The following is a 20,516-nucleotide window of genomic DNA, read 5'->3' on the forward strand; positions in this document are numbered from 1 at the left end:
TAGAAAAAGAACTTCAAGAATTAAAAGAAAAAATTAATTCCTAATCTTTAGATAAAATTAATATAGTTAACTGAAAAGTCAGCAAGTCATTTTTTGCTGGCTTTTCCAGCTACTATAAAAATGAAGGGGGGAATGAGGAATGAATTTTAAACAGTTTTTATTTCCGTCCGATACGAAGAGAAAAGTCTGGTTAGATTTTCTTGACTATGCCAACCGCCTTTTTGCAGCAGGCAGGGAAGACTTATGGAGTAATCCAGATACCTTTATCTCCATCTATAGCCAGGGGCAGGGACTGCTTCGTTCAGATGTGCTGAGTCTTTCTATCCTTGACTTCTACGCGGACTTTATTCATCGTGAACCGGAGGTCAGGGAACCGTGGGTGGGCAGAAAACCGACATTTGCCTTAAAAAAACTGCTGGCACTGGAAGAACCGAGAAGGGTTCTTTTGGATGTTTTATCAGGACTACAAACTCTTTATCGGGGAAATCCGCCTATCGTACTTGCGATCCCCTCTCCACAAAGATTGCTTTTATGGTTGGATTCAGTGGTGCAGCTTGATCAGGATCATCCGATAAGCGATGATGATATCGAGGCGGCAGCTATATATTTGGCCGAGTATTTACGGTCTTTTTCTACTTCAGGACTATCGGCGATTGTCATCATGGAGAGTGATTCTCCACTTTTAGATCTAAATGAAGCTCTGTCTCTCTACCAGCCCGTATTCAATATAGTAAAACACTATCAGTGGTCGGTGGGAATCCAGCAGGAGGGAATAGCTCATGGAATTACCGGGGACGGGGATGAGCTAGATTTTTATCTCTATGGAGATAGCGAAAGTAGCGACTTGCTTCCTCTTTGGAAGAAGGGACTTGCCATTGGAGGGGGATTAAATCGGAATTTTTGGGAGGGGAATTCCGATTTCTCTGAACTCCCTTCTATAGGACTCGCTTACGGGATGATCCCCGGGAATGCGGAACCTGAAAAGGTACTTGCCCAATTGAAAAAGTTGCATTCGTAAAAATTTTTGCGATTAATGGAAAGAGGTAAATGGAATGGATGTAATTGGAAATGGAACCTTGCGAGACCTGCTTAACGAAAAGACAGCCCTTCATCCTGATAAAACATTTCTTCTCTAAAGGAGAATGAACAGGTTTCGGAAGAGGGGATCATTTCCTTCTGCAAATACCGGCTGATCAGGTTCAAAGTTCATGAATATGTAGAATTTATAACCGAGCTGCCCCGAACATCCGTTGGGAAGATTCAAAAGCATGTACTCCGTATATGGCATGAGGAAGGAGTGAAAAACATATAAAACGAACAAAGCATAGTTGACAACTGAGTTTTAAAGGATTAATATACCTGTATGAAATAAAAAATATTTAGACTCTTATCGAGAGAGGTGGAGGGACTGGCCCAATGAAACCTCGGCAACCATTGACACGTTCAACCGGTGCCAATTCCAGCGAAACATTGTTTCGAAAGATAAGAGGTGCGACGTTCCTATGCTGCATTTTTGTCGACCTCTTACTACCGAAGAGGTCGTTTTTATTTGTATGAAGATTACACACAGAAAGGGGAAAGAGAAATGGTAACAGGTAAAGAAAATCAGAAGAAAAAGAAGAGAGGGGTACTGTGCGGCCTGGCTGTTAGTATGCTGGCTTTGGCACTCAGCGGATGCGGCAATGCTTCCAAGGAGGCGCAGACAACAACCGGCGCTGCTTCGCCCCCGAAAGAAACCGTGCAACTTTTGAACGTATCGTACGATCCAACGCGTGAATTATACCAAGAATATGACAAGGCGTTCGCACAGTATTGGAAGACGAAAACTGGGCAGACAGTAAACATTAAGCAATCGCATGGAGGTTCTGGAAAGCAGGCACGGGCTGTCATTGACGGCTTGGAAGCCGATGTGGTTACGCTGGCCCTCGCGTATGATATCGATGCGATTCAAAAGAAGGGTTTAATTCAAAAAGATTGGCAGAAACGATTGGCCTCCAACAGCTCACCGTATACTTCCACCATCGTCTTTCTTGTTCGAAAAGGCAACCCAAAAGGAATCAAAGATTGGGATGACTTGGCGAAACCGGGCATCTCTGTGATTACGCCTAATCCAAAGACATCAGGGGGTGCAAGGTGGAATTACCTGGCGGCTTGGGGCTATGCATTGAAGAAGCAAGGAGGAGATGAAAACCAGGCAAAAGCGTTTGTTACACGCATTCTTAAAAATGTGCCGGTGCTGGATTCTGGAGCGCGGGGAGCGACAACGACTTTCGTTGAACGGGGCATTGGTGATGTGCTGATTACATGGGAAAATGACGCGCTGCTTGCCGTTAATAAGCTGGGGAAAGGAAATTTCGAAATCGTCAACCCGTCGTTGAGTATTCTGGCTGAACCGCCTGTCGCCGTGGTGGATAAAGTCGTCGATAAACGCGGCACGCGCAAAGTGGCGGAAGAATATCTTTCGTATTTATATTCAGAAGAAGGCCAGGAAATCGCCGCGAAAAACTACTATCGCCCGCATTCTGCTTCCGTTGCAGCCAAGTATGAAAAGCAATTCCCGAAAATTGCGACATTTACTATCGATGAACTGTTTGGCGGATGGGAGAAAGCACAGCAGACGCATTTTTCCGACGGAGGCATCTTTGACCAAATCTACAAACCGTAACACAAGGAGAAAGACATGAAACGAGGATGGAAACAATTCAGCGTCCTACCCGGCTTTTCCATATCATTAGGGTTTACCCTGCTTTATCTAAGCATACTGGTTCTTCTCCCGCTGTCCGCCGTCTTTTTAAAGACGGCGACGATGGGATGGGAGGCGTTCTGGTCGACAATAACGGATCAAAGGGTACTGGCGTCCTATCGTCTTAGTTTTGGGGCCGCTTTTGCTGCTGCACTGATTAATGTTGTATTCGGCCTGCTTGTGGCCTGGGTGCTGGTTCGGTATTCTTTTCCGGGCAAACGAGTCATTGATGGACTGGTCGATTTGCCGTTCGCGCTGCCAACTGCTGTGGCAGGTATTGCGCTGACGGCCATCTATTCTGAGAATGGCGTCGTCGGCCATTATTTACAGACCATTGGCGTCAAGGTTGCCTTTACGCCGCTCGGAGTCATTGTTGCGCTTACCTTTATTGGGTTGCCTTTTGTGGTGCGAACGGTGCAGCCGGTATTGGAAGATGTAGATAGACATGTGGAGGAAGCGGCTGCCTCGCTCGGCGCAACGAGATGGCAGACGTTTCGCAGGGTTATTCTGCCGGAGTTGTACCCTGCACTGCTGACAGGGTTTGCGCTGGCATTAGCCCGGGCGCTTGGAGAATACGGATCGGTGGTGTTTATTTCCGGGAACATGCCGATGTACACGGAAATTACGCCGCTGCTGATTATGAGCAAGCTGGAGCAGTTCGATTACGCAGGGGCCACGGCGCTTGCCGTCGTTATGCTGCTTGCCTCGTTTGTGATGCTCCTGTTCATTAATATCATTCAATGGCGTACCGGTCATCGCCGTACTGCCAAAGGGGGGTAAGAGATGGCGAATCCGATTCTGGTATCATCGAGAAGGCAAACGGAAGTCGTCAACGTGGCATCAAAGAAAGAGGGAATTGTACGTTGGGTACTCATCGGTATGGCTTTGCTCTTTCTTCTTCTTTTCCTGGTACTTCCGCTGGTTATCGTATTCTATGAAGCTTTGCAGGATGGGATAGAGATGTATCTTGCTTCGATTGCGGAACCGGATGCACAGGCTGCGATTGCCCTCACGTTACTTACGGCCGCGATTGCCGTGCCGTTAAATCTTGTATTTGGGGTCGCCGCTTCCTGGGCGATTGCCAAGTTTGAATTTCGGGGAAAAAATATTTTGTTGACCCTGATCGATTTGCCCTTTGCCGTTTCGCCGGTCATCTCCGGGTTGATGTTTGTGCTACTGTTCGGTATGGAGGGAATGTTTGCCCCTTGGCTTGAAGCCTATAACATGAAAATTGTTTTTGCCGTGCCGGGGATTGTGTTGGCCACCATATTTGTGACGTTTCCTTTTATCGCCCGCGAGCTTATTCCGCTGATGCAAGCCCAGGGAACGGAGGAAGAAGAAGCGGCGCGCATGCTTGGAGCGAACGGTTGGCAGATATTTTTTCGGGTGACGCTTCCTAATATCAAATGGGGCCTATTGTATGGCGTAATTCTATGCAATGCGAGGGCCATGGGCGAATTCGGGGCCGTGTCGGTCGTATCGGGTCATATTCGGGGATTAACCAATACGATGCCGCTGCACGTAGAGATTTTGTACAACGAATACAATTTCGCCGCTGCTTTTTCTGTCGCATCGCTTCTGGCGCTTCTGGCCATCGTGACATTGGTGGTGAAAGGTGTGGTCGAGTGGAGAACGGCTCGCCGGGGACATTAAGGGGGGTAAAAAATGAGCATTGAAATCAAAGCACTGAATAAGAAATACGGCAATTTTACAGCGTTACACGAAATTGATCTCGTCATTCCTGAAGGTGAACTTGTCGCGTTGCTCGGTCCGTCAGGTTCCGGAAAAACGACGCTGCTGCGGATCATTGGCGGGATGGAAATTCCGGATTCCGGCAATGTTTTATTCGGTGGAGAAGCAGAAGCACAAAGAAAAATAGCAGCACCTCGTATCGGGTTTGTATTTCAAAATTACGCTCTCTTCCGTCACATGACAGTCTTTGATAATGTGGCGTTTGGTCTAAAGGTTCGACCGCGCAGACTCCGCCCGTCCAAGAAGGAAATTCGCGTGAAAGTGGCTGAGCTTCTTAAGCTGGTGCAACTGGAAGGGCTGGAGAATCGGTATCCGGACCAATTATCCGGCGGGCAGCGACAGCGTGTGGCGTTGGCCCGGGCACTGGCGATTGAGCCGCAAGTATTGCTGCTTGATGAGCCGTTTGGGGCGCTGGATGCGAAAGTGCGCCAGGAACTGCGGCGTTGGTTGCGGCAGCTACATCATGAATTGGACATTACTACAATTTTTGTGACACATGACCAGGAAGAAGCGTTGGAAGTGGCGGATCAAGTTGTGGTTATGAATCAGGGGAAGGTGGAGCAAGTCGGAACGCCGTGGGAAGTGTATCAGCAGCCTGCTAATCCGTTTGTGTATCAGTTTTTAGGTCAAGTGAATCAAGTGCGTGGTCGGATTCAAGATGGGAAAGCGAAGTTTGATTCCTTGGAATGGGATCTGTCCGGGTATCATCATCCAGACGGCAAGGAATGTATCGCATTTGTTCGTCCACATGAAGTGGAGATTACCACCGAACCAGCGGCACAGAGATTACAGGCAAGAGTGACACAGGTATACCCGGTAGGTGCGCGAGTCAGGTTGGAGGTAGAAATAAAAGGAAATTCTGTGCCGATTGAAGTCGATATTACGGAAGAGTACTGGCAGCAGAGTGGGCTGGCACAAAACCGATCGGTCTTCATTGCTTTCAAGAAGCCGCGAATTTTTATTGAAGGAAGCGGATTTGTTGACCTGGACATATCTGACGGCTCATTTCTTTCTGAAAATCTAAGTACAAATAAACGCGTTCATATCTCTTAGGTATGGGAGCGATTCTACCTTATTTTTTGTGAAATTCTCTCTTTTCCTTCGTACCACAAAAGTCAAGCCATCCTTCCCACGGTTTTTTATGTCGGGGTTGCGGCTGAGACGCCATGATGGTTTTCTGACAGTCAAAAACAAAGTGATCTCATAAGGGGAAGGGGGTGTTTATGTGTCCGCAGAAAAAGAAGAACGAAACCAAACGATCGATTATATTTTGGATGCGCTGCAAGGACTGCAATATGGATCGATTCAAATCACCATCCATGATTCAAAAATTACACAAATCGATCGTTTGGAAAAGCAACGCTTCCCATTTCAGCGGTCGTCTTCTTCAACAACTGATGTATCGAGATTCTCGTCTAAAAGAAAGTAACAAACGAAACCACACCGACAGCCGATCGGTCAACCGAAGGCTCCGGCTCTACTTGCCTGCCAGTACGCAAGGGAGCGGGAGCCTTTTGTATGTACATTACACTTGACTTATCAACATTCTTATTGTGGTACGAAGGAAAACAGAGAGCAGGGCAATTTCTTGCCCTGCGCCTTGGTTTGCCCGGGAAGGGTGAGCGGCTTGTTCTGAAAGCGGATAGGTTTGTTTTCATGAGGTAACGAGTTTAGTGCCTTTCTTCAGTGCGCCTGTAGCCCCAAAACCTTGATGATACGCAATGGGTTTGCCAAGCTTTTCTGCAACTTCACGTACTGTCCACATGCTTGGGTGGCTAAGCGCTCCGGCCATTACGACGACACAATCCGCTTTTCGTAAAATAGGGAGAAATTCTTTCGCTTTTTTCTTACTGGTTTTTCCATCGTGAAAAATAACATGGTATCCTTCCTTTTGTGCTAACTTTTGCAGGGTGCGTTTTTGGCTTCCGCCGATAATTGCGATCGTCTTCATACTATCTGCTCCTTCCTGTTTCATTGTCGCGATTACCGATGTTTTTTAAATCATATCATTTTTTTTTCGAATTTCAAATAAATATAATAAGAATACTTGGAATTATTTTTGATTTTGTGTATAGTTTATTTACAGAGAGAAGGTTTTCACCGGTTGATGAAGAAAGGGGGATAGAACAAACAAGGAAGTCAAAATTGCACAACAGGATACTGATGAAAAATCCGACTTTTAGGCTGCATTATATAGCATTTGAACTGCATAAAAATGATTCTTATCAAGAGAGGCGGAGGGACATGGCCCGATGAAGCCTCAGCGACCACAGGCAGATGCCTGCACGGTGCTACATCCAGCGGGTGGGAAACCTGAGAGATAAGAAGAGGCTTTTGATACATGGAAAAACCTCTTCTCGAGGTCTTTTTTTATGTCGGCATGAACACGTGTATGAAAAGCGAAAAAGGTAGTGATGAACAATATGGAAGAAATAAGAGAAAGGCTGCAGGAGAAACTGTTCCAGAAAGGGATCTATAAAGGGGAAGATGGGCGCCATTTTTATGAGTGCACGATCGAGGAAATTATATTGTTATGTCGGATTCACCTGGGAGAACGTGAGTTGTTTAATATGGAGGATGAATACAGGATATAACAATTTAGCCCTAATGAATCCCTCTGTCGGTCTCGTTCGTAATGGATATATATTGAACCTCTCATGGCTAAAGCCACGAGATTCTTGGTTAGTCCGTTCTACTGAACAGAATTAGTACATGATGTACCACCAAGCTATCCCCGCAGTTCCTGCGGTTGTTACAAACCTTGTACGTTGGACTCGGCACGCTGACGTACTGCTTGGTTTTCGCTTTTCGGTCAGCGTGGCGTGTGAAGGTTGAATGTTTTACGTGACAGACCGATTTCCTGTCACAACCCCATACATTCAGTTTTCAATGAGCAATCTGTACAAATATATTATACCATCCAGTCGGACTTGCGAGAAGGCTAAAACCTTCCCTTGTCCGAAGCCGATTCATCTCATGGCTGAAGTCACGAGTGTTCTCGGCTAATTCATAAAAATGAGTAGATTAATGGAATAAAACCAAGTTGACAAATGTTAATTATCGACTTAAAATAAAAATGTCGTAATTATATAAAAATATATTCTCTTATCGAGAGAGGCGGAGGGACTGGCCCGATGAAACCTCGGCAACCGATATAAAGTCGGTGCCAATTCCAGCAGACACACAGTTCTGAAAGATAAGAGGTTGGATTCTGGTAAAATGCAATCATATAACCAACCTTTTATCTTTTAGAAGGTTGGTTTTTTATTGGCAATTTTACACAAGGAGGAGAAAATGAGTCAGATTGTAGAAAACAAAAAAGATATGTATTTGTACGGCTGGGCCGATCCGGACGAAATGCGAGCCTATCGCAGACAGCACAAATCAGTAGAAAAAAAGGACAAACGAGTAGCATTAAAACAGGCCATTGAACAGGGCGTAAAGCCGGGAGACTATATTGTTTTTGGCGGAATGGGGTCAGTACGGACGCCAATGGCTGCTGTATATGAAATCATTCGTCAGGGAATCGGCGATTTAACCGTAGGCGCAAAAGGCTCACAGCATGACTGGAACCTGCTTACGGCAGCGGGCCTTGTCAGCCGAGCAGAGGTTGCATACGGATTTGGCGATGAGATTCGGGGACTCTCCCGCCCGGCGCGTGCAGCAGTTGAAAGCGGGCAGCTCTCTGTTATCTCTGAGACGACCAATGCAGCTTTTCAATGGCGGTTTACTGCGGCCATGAAAGGCTTATCGTTCTATCCCACCCGTACCGCTATCGGAACCGATACGCTGCATTATAGCGGATCGAAGAAAATTGAAGACCCATTTACCGGCAAGCCGATCGAATTAATTCCGGCATGCTATCCGGATGTGGTGATTCTTCATGTACACCGGGCAGATAAGTATGGAAATTGCCAAATCGACGGCAATATAACTGAAGATTTTGAACTCGCACATGCTGCCAAGCACGTAATCATTACAACGGAAAGGATTATCCCGGAAGAAGAAATTACACGCCGTCCGGACTTGACCAAAATTCCTTATTTTGTGGTTGATGCGGTTGTAGAAGTGCCGTACGGCTCGCATCCGAATCAGGTGCCGTACTTGTATTCCTTTGATGAACAACACTGGCAGGAATGGCTGGATGCGTCTCTTACGGATGAAGGGGTAAAGGATTATCTGCACCGCTATATTCTTGGGACGGAAGACCATTACGAATATCTTGAAAAAATCGGAGGTCTTTGCAGGCTCCGTCAGCTAGAACATATCGAACATGGCATCGAAAAATACCCGAAAGTTGCAAAAAGGAGGTAAACAGCGATGGCTACAGATACGGAACGCATGATTGTGGCTTCGGCAAGACTACTGGAGGATAACAAAAGCGTGTTCGTTGGCACCGGTATGCCCATGCTGTCGGCTTCGCTTGCACAGCGCCTTCATGCGCCGGGATTGCTTACGATTTATGAAGGGGGCGGCGTAGGCGGACAGCCGGAAGGGCGACTCCCCATTCAGGTTAGCGAATCGTTGACTTTCCAAAACGGGGTCATCGTCGGGTCAATGGATTATGTCATGAGCCTGGCGCAGGCCGGGTACATTGAATATGGATTCCTGGGCGGGGCTGAAATCGATCCGTACGGCAACCTTAACACTACCGTCATCGGGTCCTGGGAGAATCCGAAGGTTCGCCTGCCGGGTTCGGGCGGCGGTTCCGATATCGCCTCCCTCTGCTGGCGTACCATTATTTTGATGCGTCAGGACAAACGAAAATTCACGCCGAAGCTGAACTTCTTAACCAGTCCGGGGTATTTAGACGGACCAGGCGCACGGGAGAGAAGCGGACTTCCGGCGAATACCGGCCCGTATCGTGTCGTGACGCAGCTTGGCGTATACGGGTTTCCGGAAGAGACACGCCGTATGACACTTTTGCAGATATATGAAGGAGTTACGATAGAAGATGTGCAGGCCAACAGTGGATTTGATATTGATATTCATCCCGATGTAGAGACGATTCCTGATCCTACGGAAGAAGAGGTAAACCAAATGTACAATTTGGATCCGGATGGCATTGTCCTTGCCTGATGGACGGGAGAGAAAGATAACACACATACAAAAAACCAAGTTTATACATATGAAAAGGGGGTAAAAAATGAAACAGTCGATAAAATGGTGGGGAACGGGGTTACTCGCGCTCTCTCTGCTAGGAGGGGTAACAGCGTGCGCGCCTCAGGAGGGGAAAAATAGCGCGTCCGCTCCTGTTCACAATGAAACAAAAGAAAACAGCAAGAGTCCAGAGCAAAAAGAAGTAGTGAAAATTGGCCACCTTCCTTCCTCGGGACACGCCTTATACTTTATTGCCCAGGAAGAAGGCTTTTTCGAAAAAGAGGGCCTTAAGGCAGAGTTGCATGCATTTACCAATTCAGGGGAAGGCATCAATGCCGTGTTGTCCGGCAAATTGGACTCTGGCTCGTTCGGTACTGCGGCACCGCTGACGTTCCTTGATAAAGATGCGGATCTTACCATGTACGCAGGCACCATGGGGACAGGTGCTGCACTGGTTGCGAAGCCGGAACATGCGGATCGCTTTAAAGATTTGCATACATTAAAAGGAAAGAAAATCGGAACTGTGCGTCTGGCCACCGGCGATGCTGTACTACGCGGTGCCCTTGCGCAGCAAGGACTAAACCTTGAAAAAGATGTCAAGATTATAGAGTTCGACTCCCCAAAGGCGGTCATTGAGGGTGTGAAAAAAGGAAGTTTGGATGCCGGGGTAGTATGGACGCCGTTTATTCAGCTTGCTACGAAGCAGGGGCTGGCGATTACAAGCTATTCGAATGAACTATTCCCTGATCATCCGTGCTGCCGTGTCATCGCAAAATCAGAAAACATAAAAACAAACCCGGAAAAATACGTAAAAATTGTAAAAGCGCTTATTCAGGCAGAAAAATTCAAGCAAGAAAATAAAGAGAAGACAGTGGCGGATGTAGCAAAATATATCAATGTGGACAAAGACACATTAGAGAAAGATTTGTATGGCGGATATCAAGTTAGCTCGGCAGATCCGAATCAAGACGGTGTATTTAAATTTGCCGAGCAGATGCAAACCGTGGGCTACATCAAAGATGCGACAAAGGTGCATGACCACTTTACTACCGATATTTATGCAACCGCATTGGCCGAGCTGCAAAAAGAGTATCCGCAGGATCCGTTCTATAAACAAGCGCAGCAAACCTTTACCGCCGCCAATCATGGGCATCATTGAGAAAGGAGAACAAAATGAACGGGCTTAGCATCGAAGGCGTATCCAAAGTTTTTGCAACCGGAAAGAAAGAACAATTTGTGGCGCTTGACCGGGTCAGTCTCACGATCCAACAGGGTGAATTTTTTGCCCTGTTGGGTCCGAGCGGATGTGGAAAGTCGACCCTGCTTCATATATTGGCGGGGTTATCTGAGCCGTCCCAGGGCTGCGTTCTGTGGCAGGGACATAAAATTCAAGGTCCTGGACTTGACCGCGGCGTTGTGTTTCAAACGTACTCCCTTTTCCCATGGATGACGGCGGAGGACAATTTACTCTTTGCGCTGAAACAAAAGGAAAGAAAGGGAGCCAGGCGGGATCACCAGGAGCGGGTCCGCCATATCCTTGACCAGGTCGGACTAAGCGGTTCAGAAAAGAAATATCCCATTCAACTGTCCGGCGGCCAACAGCAGCGGGTAGCCATCGCCCGTGCGCTTTTGCTCGAAGCGCCGCTTCTGCTGCTGGATGAACCCTTTGGCGCGCTGGATGCTATTTCCCGTGCGCAGCTACAGGAGCTTCTTTTGCGGCTTTGGCAGGAAAAAAAGCCGAAGCCCACGGTAATTATGGTTACGCATGATCTGGACGAAGCGATTTACCTATCCGATCGGATTGCCGTTCTGGCAGCCAATCCGGGGCGCATAACTGAATTGATTGCGATTCCATGGGCGAGGCCGCGCAAACGTAATGAGCTTTTGAGCAATCCGGAGCTACTCGATATTCGCGCCCGCCTTCTTAGCCTGCTGCAGGGAGAAGACGTTTCGGGACAGCAAGGGAGGGTTGCCGGATGGTAGGGTGGTTGCCGCTTCTTCTTATCGGTATCGTATGGTATATCACAACGGATGTTTTCCAATGGTTAGATCCTTTTTTATTTCCGGGTCCGACAGCCGTACTGTCGATAATTGGGGAAGACTATCCTTTCCTTTTCACCAGTTTGCTCTCATCCCTTACTCTTTTATTTGTTTCGTTTGGCTGCGCTATCGTTACGGCTATTCCGCTCGGACTGCTTGTTGGACAAAGCAAACGGATCGAGCGGCTTATCCATCCATTCACAAATCTGGCTAGTCCGATTCCACCGATCGTATACATTCCGTATGCAGTGGCGCTGCTGCCGACATTCTGGCTCGCCTCCTCTTTTATTCTTTATATCGGGGCGTTCTGGCCGGTTTTTTTAAATACCGTGAACGGAGTCAAGCAGATTGACCACCGGCTACTGGATTCCGCGCATACCCTTGGCATTTCGAGAAAAGATTGGTACGCCAAAATTTTGTTGCCTGGAGCGATGCCCAGCATTTTTTCCGGGATGACGATCGGTCTTGTTCTTTCATTTATTCTGCTTACGGCGGCGGAAATTGTGGGGGGATCTTCCGGTCTCGGATGGTATGTAAAAAACTATAGTGATTTTGGGGATTATCCACGTGTCGTCTCCGGGATTCTCTTTATCGGCCTGGTTGTAGCAGGACTCACGCAGATTATGCGGCGGACGGAGCGTTATGTGCTGCGCTGGCGTGAACGTTAGTCCCGGGAACAAAAAATAATTCGTTTTGAAAGGGGAATGTTTCACTTGTCTATTCAAACAGAGGCCTATCAACATATTTTATTTGAAATTGAAGGGGCGATTGCTTATGTAACCATGAATCGTCCGGCCCAAAGAAATGCTCTTTCTCTTGAACATATGAAAGAGTTGCTCCACTGCTTTAAACAAATACAAGAAAACCGTTCTGTTGCTGTTGTCGTATTGCGCGGCGCCGGGCCTGCTTTTTGCGCCGGTCACGATTTGAAAGAAATGAGAGGAGAGACGGCGTCATTCTATCGGAATTTATTTGGAGTTTGCAGTGAACTCATGGAAACGATTCAGACAATCCCACAGCCGGTTATTGCACAGGTGCAGGGTATCGCCACCGCCGCCGGCTGCCAGTTGGTAGCGACGTGCGATCTTGCTGTGGCAGCGGATACGGCTGTTTTTGCGACCCCGGGCGTGAAAATCGGTTTGTTTTGCTCTACACCGATGGTGGCTCTTTCCCGTGCCATCGGCCGCAAGAAAGCGATGGAGATGCTTTTGACAGGAGAGGCAATGTCGGCTCAGGATGCCGTAGCCGCCGGACTCATTAACCGGGCTGTGGCGGAAGAGAAGCTGACGGAAGCGACAGAAGCGCTTGCCCGCAAAATCGCGGAAGCCAGTCCGTATACGGTCGGAATCGGCAAGCAAGCCTTCTATAAACAGATGGAGATGCCACAGTCTCTTGCCTACTCTTTTGCTCGTGAAGTGATGAGTGTAAATGCAGTAGCGGAAGATGCGCATGAAGGCATTTGCGCCTTTCTCGAAAAGCGTCCTCCGATCTGGAGAGGGCGCTAATCATACTATGCATTTCCGTAGCTCTAACAAAACCCCTGCCTTTTATCACCGAAAGGCGTGTTGATCCATCCAGTGATTTTTTATTCTTACTTGACTTATCGGAATATAAATGTTTATAATGTGAGAAATTGATAGCATTTTAGATGGCCGATCAGTCAACTGAAGGCTCTGTTATTTTGCCTGTGTTTGCAAAATGATAGAGTCTTTTTTTGTTGTTTTTGCTTCGTCATTATCGAAGACATTACTAAAAAGGAGAGGCGGAGAAAATGTCAACAGCGGTACAGGATGTAGAATTTGGATGGTTTATTCCTACGACAGGCGATGGGAAATATATTGGAACAGAATTAGAACGCGAGTCTACAGCAGGTTACATGATTCAGGTAGCGCAGGCTGCCGAAGAGGCGGGCTATACGTTTGCGCTTATTCCGACAGGAGGCGGCTGCCTGGATGCCTGGATTGTAGGCTCGGCTATCGCAACCCATACCAAGGTATTGCGTCCGCTGGTGGCTATGCGTCCAGGTCTTATTTCACCGATTACGGCGGCGCGTATGGCGACATCCCTCGATTACATTTCCAACGGAAGAGTCGCCATTAACGTAGTAACGGGCGGTACACCACCGGATCTTGTGGCGATGGGCGATCCGCTGGCGTTCTCGCATGACGAAAGATACGAAAGAACGCTGGAATTCATGACCATCGTAAAAGAGGTGCTGATTAACTCTAATACACATAAGTCTAAATATCTGGCTGCAAATGAAAATTACCGGGAAATCAAAAAAGTTCATTTTAAAGGGAAATATTATGAGATTGAGGGCGGGGCCAGTTACCCCCCTCCCGTACAAAAACCGCATCCGCCGATTTACTTTGGTGGCAGTTCAGTAGCCGGAAAACGCACAGCCGCCGAAATCGCGGATGTTTACCTGATGTGGCCGGAGCCGCTGGGATGGATTGAAGAGCAAATCGACGAAATGGAACGCATTCGTAAGGAGCTTCGGCAGGAAAAAGGGATCGACCGCCAGCTCCGTTACGGTCTGCGGGCTCAGGTACTCGTCCGGGAAACGGAAGAGGCGGCCTGGGCAGCCGCATGGGAAATTATCAGTAAAGTAGACAAAAAAGCGGTAGAACAATCCAACGTGCGATTTACCCAAACCGATGCAGTAGGGCAGAAAAGACAAAACCAGCTTCGCAGCGAATCAGAGGAAAATGGGTATGTGATTGCTCCGAATCTTTGGGCGGGCTTATCCATCGTACGGGGAGGCGGCGCTATGATGCTGGTAGGAACGCCTGAGCAAGTGGCTGACCGTATTATTGAATATGTGGACGCTGGCATCTCCTCCTTTATTTTTTCCGGTTACCCAAATCTGGAAGAAGCAGAAATCACAGGGAAGCTTTTATTGCCCGTCGTAAAAAGAAAGCTGCAGCAGCAAAAAAATACCACCGTTCAGCTTTAACGATGAACAATATCTGCGAGAGAGGAGAAAAGAGACTTGACGCAATCTGCAGAACTGCGCATTGACTCGCTTCATAAATCGTTTACGAACCCGCAGGGCAGAATTCATGTGCTGGATAACATCAATGCTAAGATAAAGCCCGGGGAGTTTATCACGGTGATTGGACCAAGCGGATGCGGAAAAAGCACATTGCTTAAAATTATCGCCGGGCTGGATACGGATTACGAAGGAGCAGCCATTCTCGGCGGTAAGAAAATCGAGCGTCCCGGCATTAACCAGGGGTTTATTTTTCAGGAACACCGTTTATTTCCCTGGTTGACGGTAGAGAAGAACATCGCCGCCGATTTATCTTTGAAAGACCCGGAAATCCGCAACCGTGTGGATGAATTGATTCGTGTTGTACGCCTTGAAGGATTTGAGAAGGCGTACCCGCGGGAATTGTCCGGAGGAATGTCCCAGCGTGTGGCGATTGCGAGAGCACTTCTGCGCAGACCCGCCATTCTTCTTTTGGATGAACCGTTCGGAGCTTTGGATGCCTTTACCCGCAATCACCTTCAGGATGTTTTATTGGACATCTGGCGGCGGAACAAAACAACGATGATCCTTGTTACCCATGATATCGACGAGTCCATCTATCTTGCCAATCGGGTCTTCATCATGAGTCCGCGGCCGGGAAGGATCAGCAAAATCATTCCTGTCCATCTTCCCTATCCCCGTGCGCGGGCGGGCACTTGCTTTCAGGAGATTCGACAACGAGTGATGAGCGAATTCGAAAAAATAGAAGAAGCTCAGTTTATCGGTGGGTCGGGTATATAACGCCCCCCCTAAAAAACGAAGAGTCAGCGAGGGAGGCAGTATGCAAAATACGAACGAAGCGATTCGCATTACAGGCGCGACGGAAAGTGCAAAAAGCAAACCCAATCGTCACGCGGTTACGGCACTGAAAACAAAAGGAAAACAGGCAGTTCAAGGAATGATTCTTCCTGCGATGATATTGGGGATATGGCAGACGGTTGGGGCGATGAATCTGGTTTCCAGTACCATTTTACCTACGCCCGTAGCAATTGGCCAGGCCTTCATCGACCTGATTGTGTCCGGAGAATTATTCTCTCATCTACAAATCAGTATATTCCGTGCCGTGCTGGGGTTTTTGCTAGGAGCGGGATTGGGGCTGATTCTGGGCACACTGGTCGGATTTTTCAACCGGGCTGAACAGACGGTGGATCCTACGCTTCAAATGCTGCGAACCATTCCGCATCTGGCTGTCATGCCGCTGTTTATTCTGTGGTTCGGTTTTGGGGAGCTGTCCAAAGTGCTGTTGATTGCAAAAGGGGCATTCTTTCCGGTCTATCTCAATACATTCCTTGGCATTCGCGGAGTCGATGCAAAATTGTTTGAGGTGGCACGCATTCTTGAGTTTAACAGAGTAAAGCTGGTCACCAAACTCATTTTGCCTGCAGCCATGCCGAACATTTTGCTCGGCATCCGTCTCTCGCTGGGGATTGCCTGGCTCGGCCTTGTTGTGGCTGAACTGATGGGATCAAGTGAAGGGGTAGGCTATATGATTATGGACGCCAGACAGTTTACCCAGACCGACATTGTGTTTGTAGGCATTATTATTTTTGCTTTGGTTGGTAAATTGACAGATTCTTTGGTGCGCTATTTTGAATCCAAATTATTGAAATGGCGTGAAAGCTATAAAGGAGAAGGCACCCTATAGGATAAAGAAGAAGGAGGCTTGTTATGAAAAAAGTAAGAGGTTTAATGGGGGTTTTTCTTTTGACAGTGGTTTTTGCCTTGGTGGCAGGGTGCGGAAATAAAGAAACTGCGGGTCAAAAGGATGCAGGAGAAGCAAAGGCTCAGACCAAGGAAGAAAAAGTCGTAAATATCGGCATTCAACAGAGCATCTGGCCAATTCTGATTGCAAAAGAAAAGGGCTGGTTTGAAGAAGAGTTCGCAAAAGTCGGTGCGAAGGTGAACTGGGTGGAATTTCAAAGTGGACCTGCTTATTTTGAAGCTATCGTTTCCAACCGGCTGGACTTTGGACGGGTGGGGAACATTCCCGTCCTTGCTGGCCAGGCGGCCAATGTCCCGTTTAAAGAAATCGCAAATGGAAGCAACGGGGAGAAAGGCGATGCCATTCTGGTTCGCAAAGACAGTCAGATTCGCACGCTTCAGGACTTAAAAGGCAAAAAAATTGCAGTAGCCAAAGGAAGCAGCGCTTACGGGCTGTTATACAAGGCTCTGGCCAAGGCGAACATCGACCCGGCCGATGTAAAAATCATTCAACTACAGCCGGATGAAGCGCAGCCGGCTTTCGAAACCGGTTCCGTCGATGCATGGGCGATTTGGGAGCCGTTCCAATCCACACAGGTTATCAAAAATGGTGCGAAAGTGATCGCTAACGGGGAAACGATTCAATCATCAAGCCCGGGATTTCAAATCGTGCGCAGTAAGTTTGCGGAAGAAAATCCCGACCTGGTTGTTCGTTATTTGAAAGTAACGGAAAAAGCAACCCGCTGGCAAAAAGAACATCCGGAAGAAGCCGTTAAATTGTATGCAAAATTGAAGAAAGTAGACGAAAAGATTATTCGCCAGGTTATCAAAAACTCCGAAGCGGCGAACCTTCCGATCACCGATGAAGTGATAAAAAACCAGCAGGAAACGGCAGATCTTCTGTACGATCTTGGCGGACTTAAGAGGAAGGTGGATACCAAAGAAGTCGTGGATAACTCTTATATTGAAAAAGCCTTAAAAGAGTATAATGCGGAAAACAAATAAAGTATAGAAGCGTTTTTTGCCCACTTTCATAGTGGGCCTTTTTTGTTGCGAATGTAGCACTCCGGCAAAAAGAGTGTATAAATCGGGCATAAAATGATGGAATCTTTAGTAATGTATACTCACTATATTGTTTCTATGATTTTATTCGTGTAACAGTCTTCCGCATCAAGGAGGTTATTATGTCTCTTTATTTTTTTGAACCAACGTTAGAATGCGCCCGGCAGTTGGATCAAAACGATAGACTTTCCCGCTTTCGCAGCGAGTTTTACTTACCTCCTACCTCCATTTACATGGATGGAAATTCGCTGGGCCTTCTTTCCAAGAGAGCGGAGAAAACATTGTTGGAATCTCTGGATGATTGGAGAGAGCTGGGGATTGGCGGATGGAGCAGAGGAAACCATCGCTGGTTTTATCTGTCAGAGCGACTGGGGGAGATGAGTGCGCCATTAGTGGGAGCTGCTCCTGATGAAGTAATCGTAACTGGCTCTACCACGGTGAATTTACATCAACTGGTGGCTACTTTCTATCAGCCCGAAGGAAAACGAACCAGGATTCTAGCGGATGAGCTTACTTTTCCATCCGATATTTATGCGCTGCAAAGCCAGCTTCGTCTGCACGGATACGAGCCGGATACGCATCTTATTCAGGTAAGAAGCCGGAATGGCAGATTCCTTGAAGAGGAAGATATCATTGCCGCTATGACGGACGAGATTGCTCTCGTTATCCTGCCGACCGTTCTTTACCGCAGTGGTCAAATCCTGGATATGGAGCGATTGACAAAGGAAGCCCATGCCCGCGGAATTTTGATCGGATTCGACGGATGCCATTCCATTGGGGCAATCCCGCATTCCTTTAGTGAATGGGGTGTAGATTTTGCTTACTGGTGCAACTACAAGTATGTAAACGGCGGTCCCGGCTGTGTGGGTGGATTGTATGTTAATCGGAAGCATTTCGGGCGTCATCCAGGTCTGGCCGGGTGGTTCGGTTCAAAAAAAGACAAACAGTTTGACATGGAGCATACGCTGACGCCGGCGGAAACAGCGGGTGCTTATCAAATTGGAACGCCCCATATATTGAGTCTTGCTCCTTTGATCGGCTCTCTGGAAATTTTTGCAGAGGCTGGCATTGAGAACATTCGCCGGAAATCCCTGCATATGACCCGGTATTTGATGGATTTGCTTGAACACGAGCTTCCGAATATGGGTTTTGTCATTGGAAATCCGAGAGATGACAGGCGCCGGGGAGGGCACATTAGCCTTGAGCACGAAGAGGCCGCGCGCATCTGCAAATCGCTGAAAGAAAACGGTGTCATTCCCGATTTTCGTGCGCCTAACATGATTCGTCTTGCGCCGATCGCGCTCTATACCTCTTATGCGGAGATTTGGAAAGCCGTACAAACGCTGAAAAATATAATGGAAGAAAAACAATACAAAAAATTTAAGAACGAGCGCGAAGTGATCGCTTAATTATCAAGTGGAATTAGCCGAAAGCGGATAAAAAGCCCATTTGTGAAAGCGGAGGGGGAAAACGTCATGCCGCACATGAACAAAAATGAGGACGATGCCAAGTCGGGATTAGGAAAAGACATTCATACTGATTTTAAAAAAGAGATGTCTTACGGAGATTATCTCCAGCTTGATAAGGTATTGTCCAGTCAACAGAGATTGTCCGCGCATCATGATGAAATGCTCTTTATTATTATTCATCAGGCCAGCGAGTTATGGATGAAGCTGATTTTACATGAGCTATCCGCAGCCATCCGGTGTATCCGCTGCGGCGAGCTGGAAGCGCCGTGTAAGATGTTATCCCGTGTTTCCAGAATACAGCAGCAGTTGATTCAGTCATGGAGTGTCCTGTCCACTCTGACACCGGCTGAATATATGGAGTTCAGGGATAAACTGGGCCATGCATCCGGATTCCAATCTTACCAAAACAGGCTGATCGAATTTGCTCTTGGAAATAAAAACGTTCATATGCTGGCCGTTTTTCGGCATCAGCCTGAACTGTATGCCCAAATGCAGAAAGCGCTTCATGAGCCCGGCCTTTATGACGCGGCGATTGAAGCGCTGGCAGCCCGCGGACTGCCGATTGATGGGGAGTGTCTTGGAAGGGATCTATCACAACAGTATCAGCCTCATGCCAGTGTGGAAGCCGCCTGGCTGACTGTGTACCGCAATGTGGATAAATACTGGGATTTGTATGAGCTGGCGGAGAAAATGGTGGATATCGGAAGCGGGCAACAGTTGTGGCGGTACAATCATATGATCACGGTGGAACGTATTATCGGCCATAAACAGGGAACCGGCGGATCATCGGGTGTTACGTATTTAAAAAAGGCGCTGGAGCAGCACTTTTTCCCTGAATTATGGAGTTTGAGAACGAAGCTGTAAGCGGAGTCCAACGGAGGGGTACCGATGAATTCATGGATTGACATTTCCCAGCGGCTGGACGAAAAGGCGGCCGTTTGGCCGGGGGATACGCCTTTTTCCTATCGGCTGAATTGGGGAAAGCGGGACAGCGGATCGGTCAATGTAGGTCAGATCACCATGAGCGTGCATACAGGTACGCACATTGATGCTCCTTTTCATTTTGATGATGAAGGAAAGCGGGTGATTGAACTGGACCTGGATGTATATATTGGTCGTGCCCGTGTCATTCATCTGCCCGGCACTGACAGGATTGGTTTGAATGAATTGAATAGCATAGGGATAGAGGGAGTAAACCGGCTATTGATTTATACAGGTGCCTGGCGGGACCGGAGTGTTTTCCCGGAGAACATCCCCCATGTACAGCCTGAAGCAGCTGCCTATCTTTCGGAAAAAGGGGTTCGCCTGATTGGCCTGGATTTGCCTTCTGTCGACCCGTTGGACAGCAAAGAGCTGCCCGCCCACCATAGGCTGACCCGTTACGGGATTCACATCCTGGAAGGAATCGTGCTGGACGATGTACCGCCCGGAGACTATGAACTAGCGGCTCTTCCATTGCCTCTGGCAGAAGCGGATGGAAGTCCGGTGAGGGCTGTACTAAGAAAGTGCCGCTAACGAATCGGCGGATGCTTCGGGAAGAATGAACAACGTGGAAGCGAATAAGCCGGCCTGCTTTTAGGCCGGTTTTTTATGATATTGCCTTTATAAAAGTAAGTAA

22 protein-coding genes and 3 riboswitches are annotated in these 20,516 nt (G+C 47.8%); of the genes, 21 read left to right on the forward strand and 1 reads right to left on the reverse strand.

The annotated features are described in order from the left end of the window. Nucleotides 1-139 precede the first annotated feature (139 nt). From ADA01nite_RS04905 to ADA01nite_RS04930, 6 genes are all read left to right on the forward strand, one after another. Nucleotides 140-1,018: a hypothetical protein gene (locus ADA01nite_RS04905; RefSeq protein WP_146808841.1), complete on the forward strand. Its 879-nt coding sequence runs from the start codon at nucleotides 140-142 to the stop codon at nucleotides 1,016-1,018. Nucleotides 1,019-1,384: 366 nt separating this feature from the next. Further along, a riboswitch (SAM riboswitch) is annotated at nucleotides 1,385-1,489 on the forward strand. Nucleotides 1,490-1,651: 162 nt separating this feature from the next. After that, the gene (locus tag ADA01nite_RS04910; RefSeq protein WP_146808908.1) at nucleotides 1,652-2,665 is read left to right on the forward strand and encodes a sulfate ABC transporter substrate-binding protein; all 1,014 of its coding nucleotides are present in this window, start codon (nucleotides 1,652-1,654) and stop codon (nucleotides 2,663-2,665) included. 15 nt (nucleotides 2,666-2,680) lie between these two features. Further along, the gene (gene cysT / locus ADA01nite_RS04915; protein ID WP_146808842.1) at nucleotides 2,681-3,523 is read left to right on the forward strand and encodes a sulfate ABC transporter permease subunit CysT; all 843 of its coding nucleotides are present in this window, start codon (nucleotides 2,681-2,683) and stop codon (nucleotides 3,521-3,523) included. A 3-nt stretch (nucleotides 3,524-3,526) separates the two neighbouring features. After that, entirely contained in the window at nucleotides 3,527-4,396 is an 870-nt protein-coding gene (gene cysW / locus ADA01nite_RS04920) for a sulfate ABC transporter permease subunit CysW (protein ID WP_146808843.1), read from the forward strand. Between the two features lie 12 nt (nucleotides 4,397-4,408). Further along, nucleotides 4,409-5,548 (forward strand): sulfate/molybdate ABC transporter ATP-binding protein, encoded by a 1,140-nt coding sequence (locus ADA01nite_RS04925; RefSeq protein WP_146808844.1) that lies wholly within the window; start codon nucleotides 4,409-4,411, stop codon nucleotides 5,546-5,548. A 172-nt stretch (nucleotides 5,549-5,720) separates the two neighbouring features. Then, nucleotides 5,721-5,924 (forward strand): YezD family protein, encoded by a 204-nt coding sequence (locus tag ADA01nite_RS04930; protein ID WP_146808845.1) that lies wholly within the window; start codon nucleotides 5,721-5,723, stop codon nucleotides 5,922-5,924. A gap of 225 nt (nucleotides 5,925-6,149) precedes the next feature. On the opposite strand, the gene ADA01nite_RS04935 is transcribed toward ADA01nite_RS04930, so the two are convergent. After that, nucleotides 6,150-6,446 (reverse strand): DUF2325 domain-containing protein, encoded by a 297-nt coding sequence (locus ADA01nite_RS04935; RefSeq protein WP_246147224.1) that lies wholly within the window; start codon nucleotides 6,444-6,446, stop codon nucleotides 6,150-6,152. A 268-nt stretch (nucleotides 6,447-6,714) separates the two neighbouring features. Then, nucleotides 6,715-6,822, forward strand: a riboswitch (SAM riboswitch). Nucleotides 6,823-6,836: 14 nt separating this feature from the next. Here ADA01nite_RS04935 and ADA01nite_RS21910 point away from each other — a divergent pair. From ADA01nite_RS21910 to kynB, 15 genes are all read left to right on the forward strand, one after another. After that, the gene (locus ADA01nite_RS21910) at nucleotides 6,837-6,974 is read left to right on the forward strand and encodes a hypothetical protein (RefSeq protein WP_170230150.1); all 138 of its coding nucleotides are present in this window, start codon (nucleotides 6,837-6,839) and stop codon (nucleotides 6,972-6,974) included. After that, nucleotides 6,919-7,089: a Fur-regulated basic protein FbpA gene (gene fbpA, locus ADA01nite_RS23005; protein ID WP_170230151.1), complete on the forward strand. Its 171-nt coding sequence runs from the start codon at nucleotides 6,919-6,921 to the stop codon at nucleotides 7,087-7,089. Before ADA01nite_RS21910 ends, fbpA begins: the two co-directional genes overlap by 56 nt. A 508-nt stretch (nucleotides 7,090-7,597) precedes the next feature. Continuing rightward, a riboswitch (SAM riboswitch) is annotated at nucleotides 7,598-7,698 on the forward strand. Nucleotides 7,699-7,789: 91 nt separating this feature from the next. Beyond that, nucleotides 7,790-8,809, forward strand: coding sequence for a CoA transferase subunit A (locus ADA01nite_RS04945; protein WP_146808848.1), 1,020 nt, complete (start codon nucleotides 7,790-7,792; stop codon nucleotides 8,807-8,809). A 6-nt stretch (nucleotides 8,810-8,815) separates the two neighbouring features. Further along, nucleotides 8,816-9,574 carry a CoA-transferase subunit beta gene (locus tag ADA01nite_RS04950; RefSeq protein WP_146808849.1) on the forward strand — a complete coding sequence of 253 codons (759 nt, stop codon included), beginning with the start codon at nucleotides 8,816-8,818 and terminating at the stop codon, nucleotides 9,572-9,574. Nucleotides 9,575-9,641: 67 nt separating this feature from the next. Then, nucleotides 9,642-10,754, forward strand: a complete 1,113-nt coding sequence (locus ADA01nite_RS04955; RefSeq protein ID WP_146808850.1) for an ABC transporter substrate-binding protein — start codon at nucleotides 9,642-9,644, stop codon at nucleotides 10,752-10,754. A gap of 14 nt (nucleotides 10,755-10,768) precedes the next feature. Next, nucleotides 10,769-11,578: an ABC transporter ATP-binding protein gene (locus ADA01nite_RS04960; protein ID WP_146808851.1), complete on the forward strand. Its 810-nt coding sequence runs from the start codon at nucleotides 10,769-10,771 to the stop codon at nucleotides 11,576-11,578. Then, a complete protein-coding gene (locus ADA01nite_RS04965; RefSeq protein ID WP_146808852.1) occupies nucleotides 11,572-12,303 on the forward strand; it encodes an ABC transporter permease in 732 nt (243 codons plus the stop codon). The genes ADA01nite_RS04960 and ADA01nite_RS04965 overlap by 7 nt, the downstream gene beginning before the upstream one ends. Before the next feature lie 45 nt (nucleotides 12,304-12,348). Next, nucleotides 12,349-13,140, forward strand: a complete 792-nt coding sequence (locus ADA01nite_RS04970) for an enoyl-CoA hydratase (RefSeq protein WP_218029534.1) — start codon at nucleotides 12,349-12,351, stop codon at nucleotides 13,138-13,140. A 266-nt stretch (nucleotides 13,141-13,406) separates the two neighbouring features. Then, entirely contained in the window at nucleotides 13,407-14,591 is a 1,185-nt protein-coding gene (locus ADA01nite_RS04975; RefSeq protein ID WP_146808854.1) for an LLM class flavin-dependent oxidoreductase, read from the forward strand. 36 nt (nucleotides 14,592-14,627) lie between these two features. Next, the gene (locus ADA01nite_RS04980) at nucleotides 14,628-15,407 is read left to right on the forward strand and encodes an ABC transporter ATP-binding protein (RefSeq protein WP_371863536.1); all 780 of its coding nucleotides are present in this window, start codon (nucleotides 14,628-14,630) and stop codon (nucleotides 15,405-15,407) included. Nucleotides 15,408-15,564: 157 nt separating this feature from the next. Beyond that, on the forward strand, nucleotides 15,565-16,311 hold the full coding sequence (locus tag ADA01nite_RS04985) for an ABC transporter permease (protein WP_371863538.1): 747 nt from the start codon (nucleotides 15,565-15,567) through the stop codon (nucleotides 16,309-16,311). 23 nt (nucleotides 16,312-16,334) lie between these two features. Next, a complete protein-coding gene (locus ADA01nite_RS04990; RefSeq protein ID WP_146808856.1) occupies nucleotides 16,335-17,372 on the forward strand; it encodes an aliphatic sulfonate ABC transporter substrate-binding protein in 1,038 nt (345 codons plus the stop codon). A gap of 179 nt (nucleotides 17,373-17,551) precedes the next feature. Beyond that, complete coding sequence (gene kynU / locus ADA01nite_RS04995) at nucleotides 17,552-18,838, forward strand: kynureninase (protein WP_146808857.1); 1,287 nt, start codon at nucleotides 17,552-17,554, stop codon at nucleotides 18,836-18,838. A gap of 75 nt (nucleotides 18,839-18,913) precedes the next feature. Continuing rightward, the gene (kynA, locus tag ADA01nite_RS05000; RefSeq protein ID WP_146808910.1) at nucleotides 18,914-19,762 is read left to right on the forward strand and encodes a tryptophan 2,3-dioxygenase; all 849 of its coding nucleotides are present in this window, start codon (nucleotides 18,914-18,916) and stop codon (nucleotides 19,760-19,762) included. 24 nt (nucleotides 19,763-19,786) lie between these two features. After that, the gene (kynB, locus tag ADA01nite_RS05005) at nucleotides 19,787-20,413 is read left to right on the forward strand and encodes an arylformamidase (RefSeq protein WP_146808858.1); all 627 of its coding nucleotides are present in this window, start codon (nucleotides 19,787-19,789) and stop codon (nucleotides 20,411-20,413) included. Nucleotides 20,414-20,516: the final 103 nt, after the last annotated feature.

Origin of the sequence: Aneurinibacillus danicus (assembly GCF_007991215.1) — a bacterium.
GTDB lineage: Bacteria > Bacillota > Bacilli > Aneurinibacillales > Aneurinibacillaceae > Aneurinibacillus > Aneurinibacillus danicus.

Excerpts from the sequence above, each read along its gene's own strand:
- ADA01nite_RS04905 (WP_146808841.1), top strand. The coding sequence starts at position 140 with ATGAATTTTAAACAGTTTTTATTTCCGTCCGATACGAAGAGAAAAGTC.
- ADA01nite_RS04910 (WP_146808908.1), top strand. The coding sequence starts at position 1,652 with ATGCTGGCTTTGGCACTCAGCGGATGCGGCAATGCTTCCAAGGAGGCG.
- cysT (WP_146808842.1), top strand. The coding sequence starts at position 2,681 with ATGAAACGAGGATGGAAACAATTCAGCGTCCTACCCGGCTTTTCCATA.
- cysW (WP_146808843.1), top strand. The coding sequence starts at position 3,527 with ATGGCGAATCCGATTCTGGTATCATCGAGAAGGCAAACGGAAGTCGTC.
- ADA01nite_RS04925 (WP_146808844.1), top strand. The coding sequence starts at position 4,409 with ATGAGCATTGAAATCAAAGCACTGAATAAGAAATACGGCAATTTTACA.
- ADA01nite_RS04935 (WP_246147224.1), bottom strand. The coding sequence starts at position 6,446 with ATGAAGACGATCGCAATTATCGGCGGAAGCCAAAAACGCACCCTGCAA.
- ADA01nite_RS21910 (WP_170230150.1), top strand. The coding sequence starts at position 6,837 with ATGGAAAAACCTCTTCTCGAGGTCTTTTTTTATGTCGGCATGAACACG.
- fbpA (WP_170230151.1), top strand. The coding sequence starts at position 6,919 with ATGGAAGAAATAAGAGAAAGGCTGCAGGAGAAACTGTTCCAGAAAGGG.
- ADA01nite_RS04945 (WP_146808848.1), top strand. The coding sequence starts at position 7,790 with ATGAGTCAGATTGTAGAAAACAAAAAAGATATGTATTTGTACGGCTGG.
- ADA01nite_RS04950 (WP_146808849.1), top strand. The coding sequence starts at position 8,816 with ATGGCTACAGATACGGAACGCATGATTGTGGCTTCGGCAAGACTACTG.
- ADA01nite_RS04955 (WP_146808850.1), top strand. The coding sequence starts at position 9,642 with ATGAAACAGTCGATAAAATGGTGGGGAACGGGGTTACTCGCGCTCTCT.
- ADA01nite_RS04960 (WP_146808851.1), top strand. The coding sequence starts at position 10,769 with ATGAACGGGCTTAGCATCGAAGGCGTATCCAAAGTTTTTGCAACCGGA.
- ADA01nite_RS04965 (WP_146808852.1), top strand. The coding sequence starts at position 11,572 with ATGGTAGGGTGGTTGCCGCTTCTTCTTATCGGTATCGTATGGTATATC.
- ADA01nite_RS04975 (WP_146808854.1), top strand. The coding sequence starts at position 13,407 with ATGTCAACAGCGGTACAGGATGTAGAATTTGGATGGTTTATTCCTACG.
- ADA01nite_RS04985 (WP_371863538.1), top strand. The coding sequence starts at position 15,565 with ATGATTCTTCCTGCGATGATATTGGGGATATGGCAGACGGTTGGGGCG.
- ADA01nite_RS04990 (WP_146808856.1), top strand. The coding sequence starts at position 16,335 with ATGAAAAAAGTAAGAGGTTTAATGGGGGTTTTTCTTTTGACAGTGGTT.
- kynU (WP_146808857.1), top strand. The coding sequence starts at position 17,552 with ATGTCTCTTTATTTTTTTGAACCAACGTTAGAATGCGCCCGGCAGTTG.
- kynA (WP_146808910.1), top strand. The coding sequence starts at position 18,914 with ATGAACAAAAATGAGGACGATGCCAAGTCGGGATTAGGAAAAGACATT.
- kynB (WP_146808858.1), top strand. The coding sequence starts at position 19,787 with ATGAATTCATGGATTGACATTTCCCAGCGGCTGGACGAAAAGGCGGCC.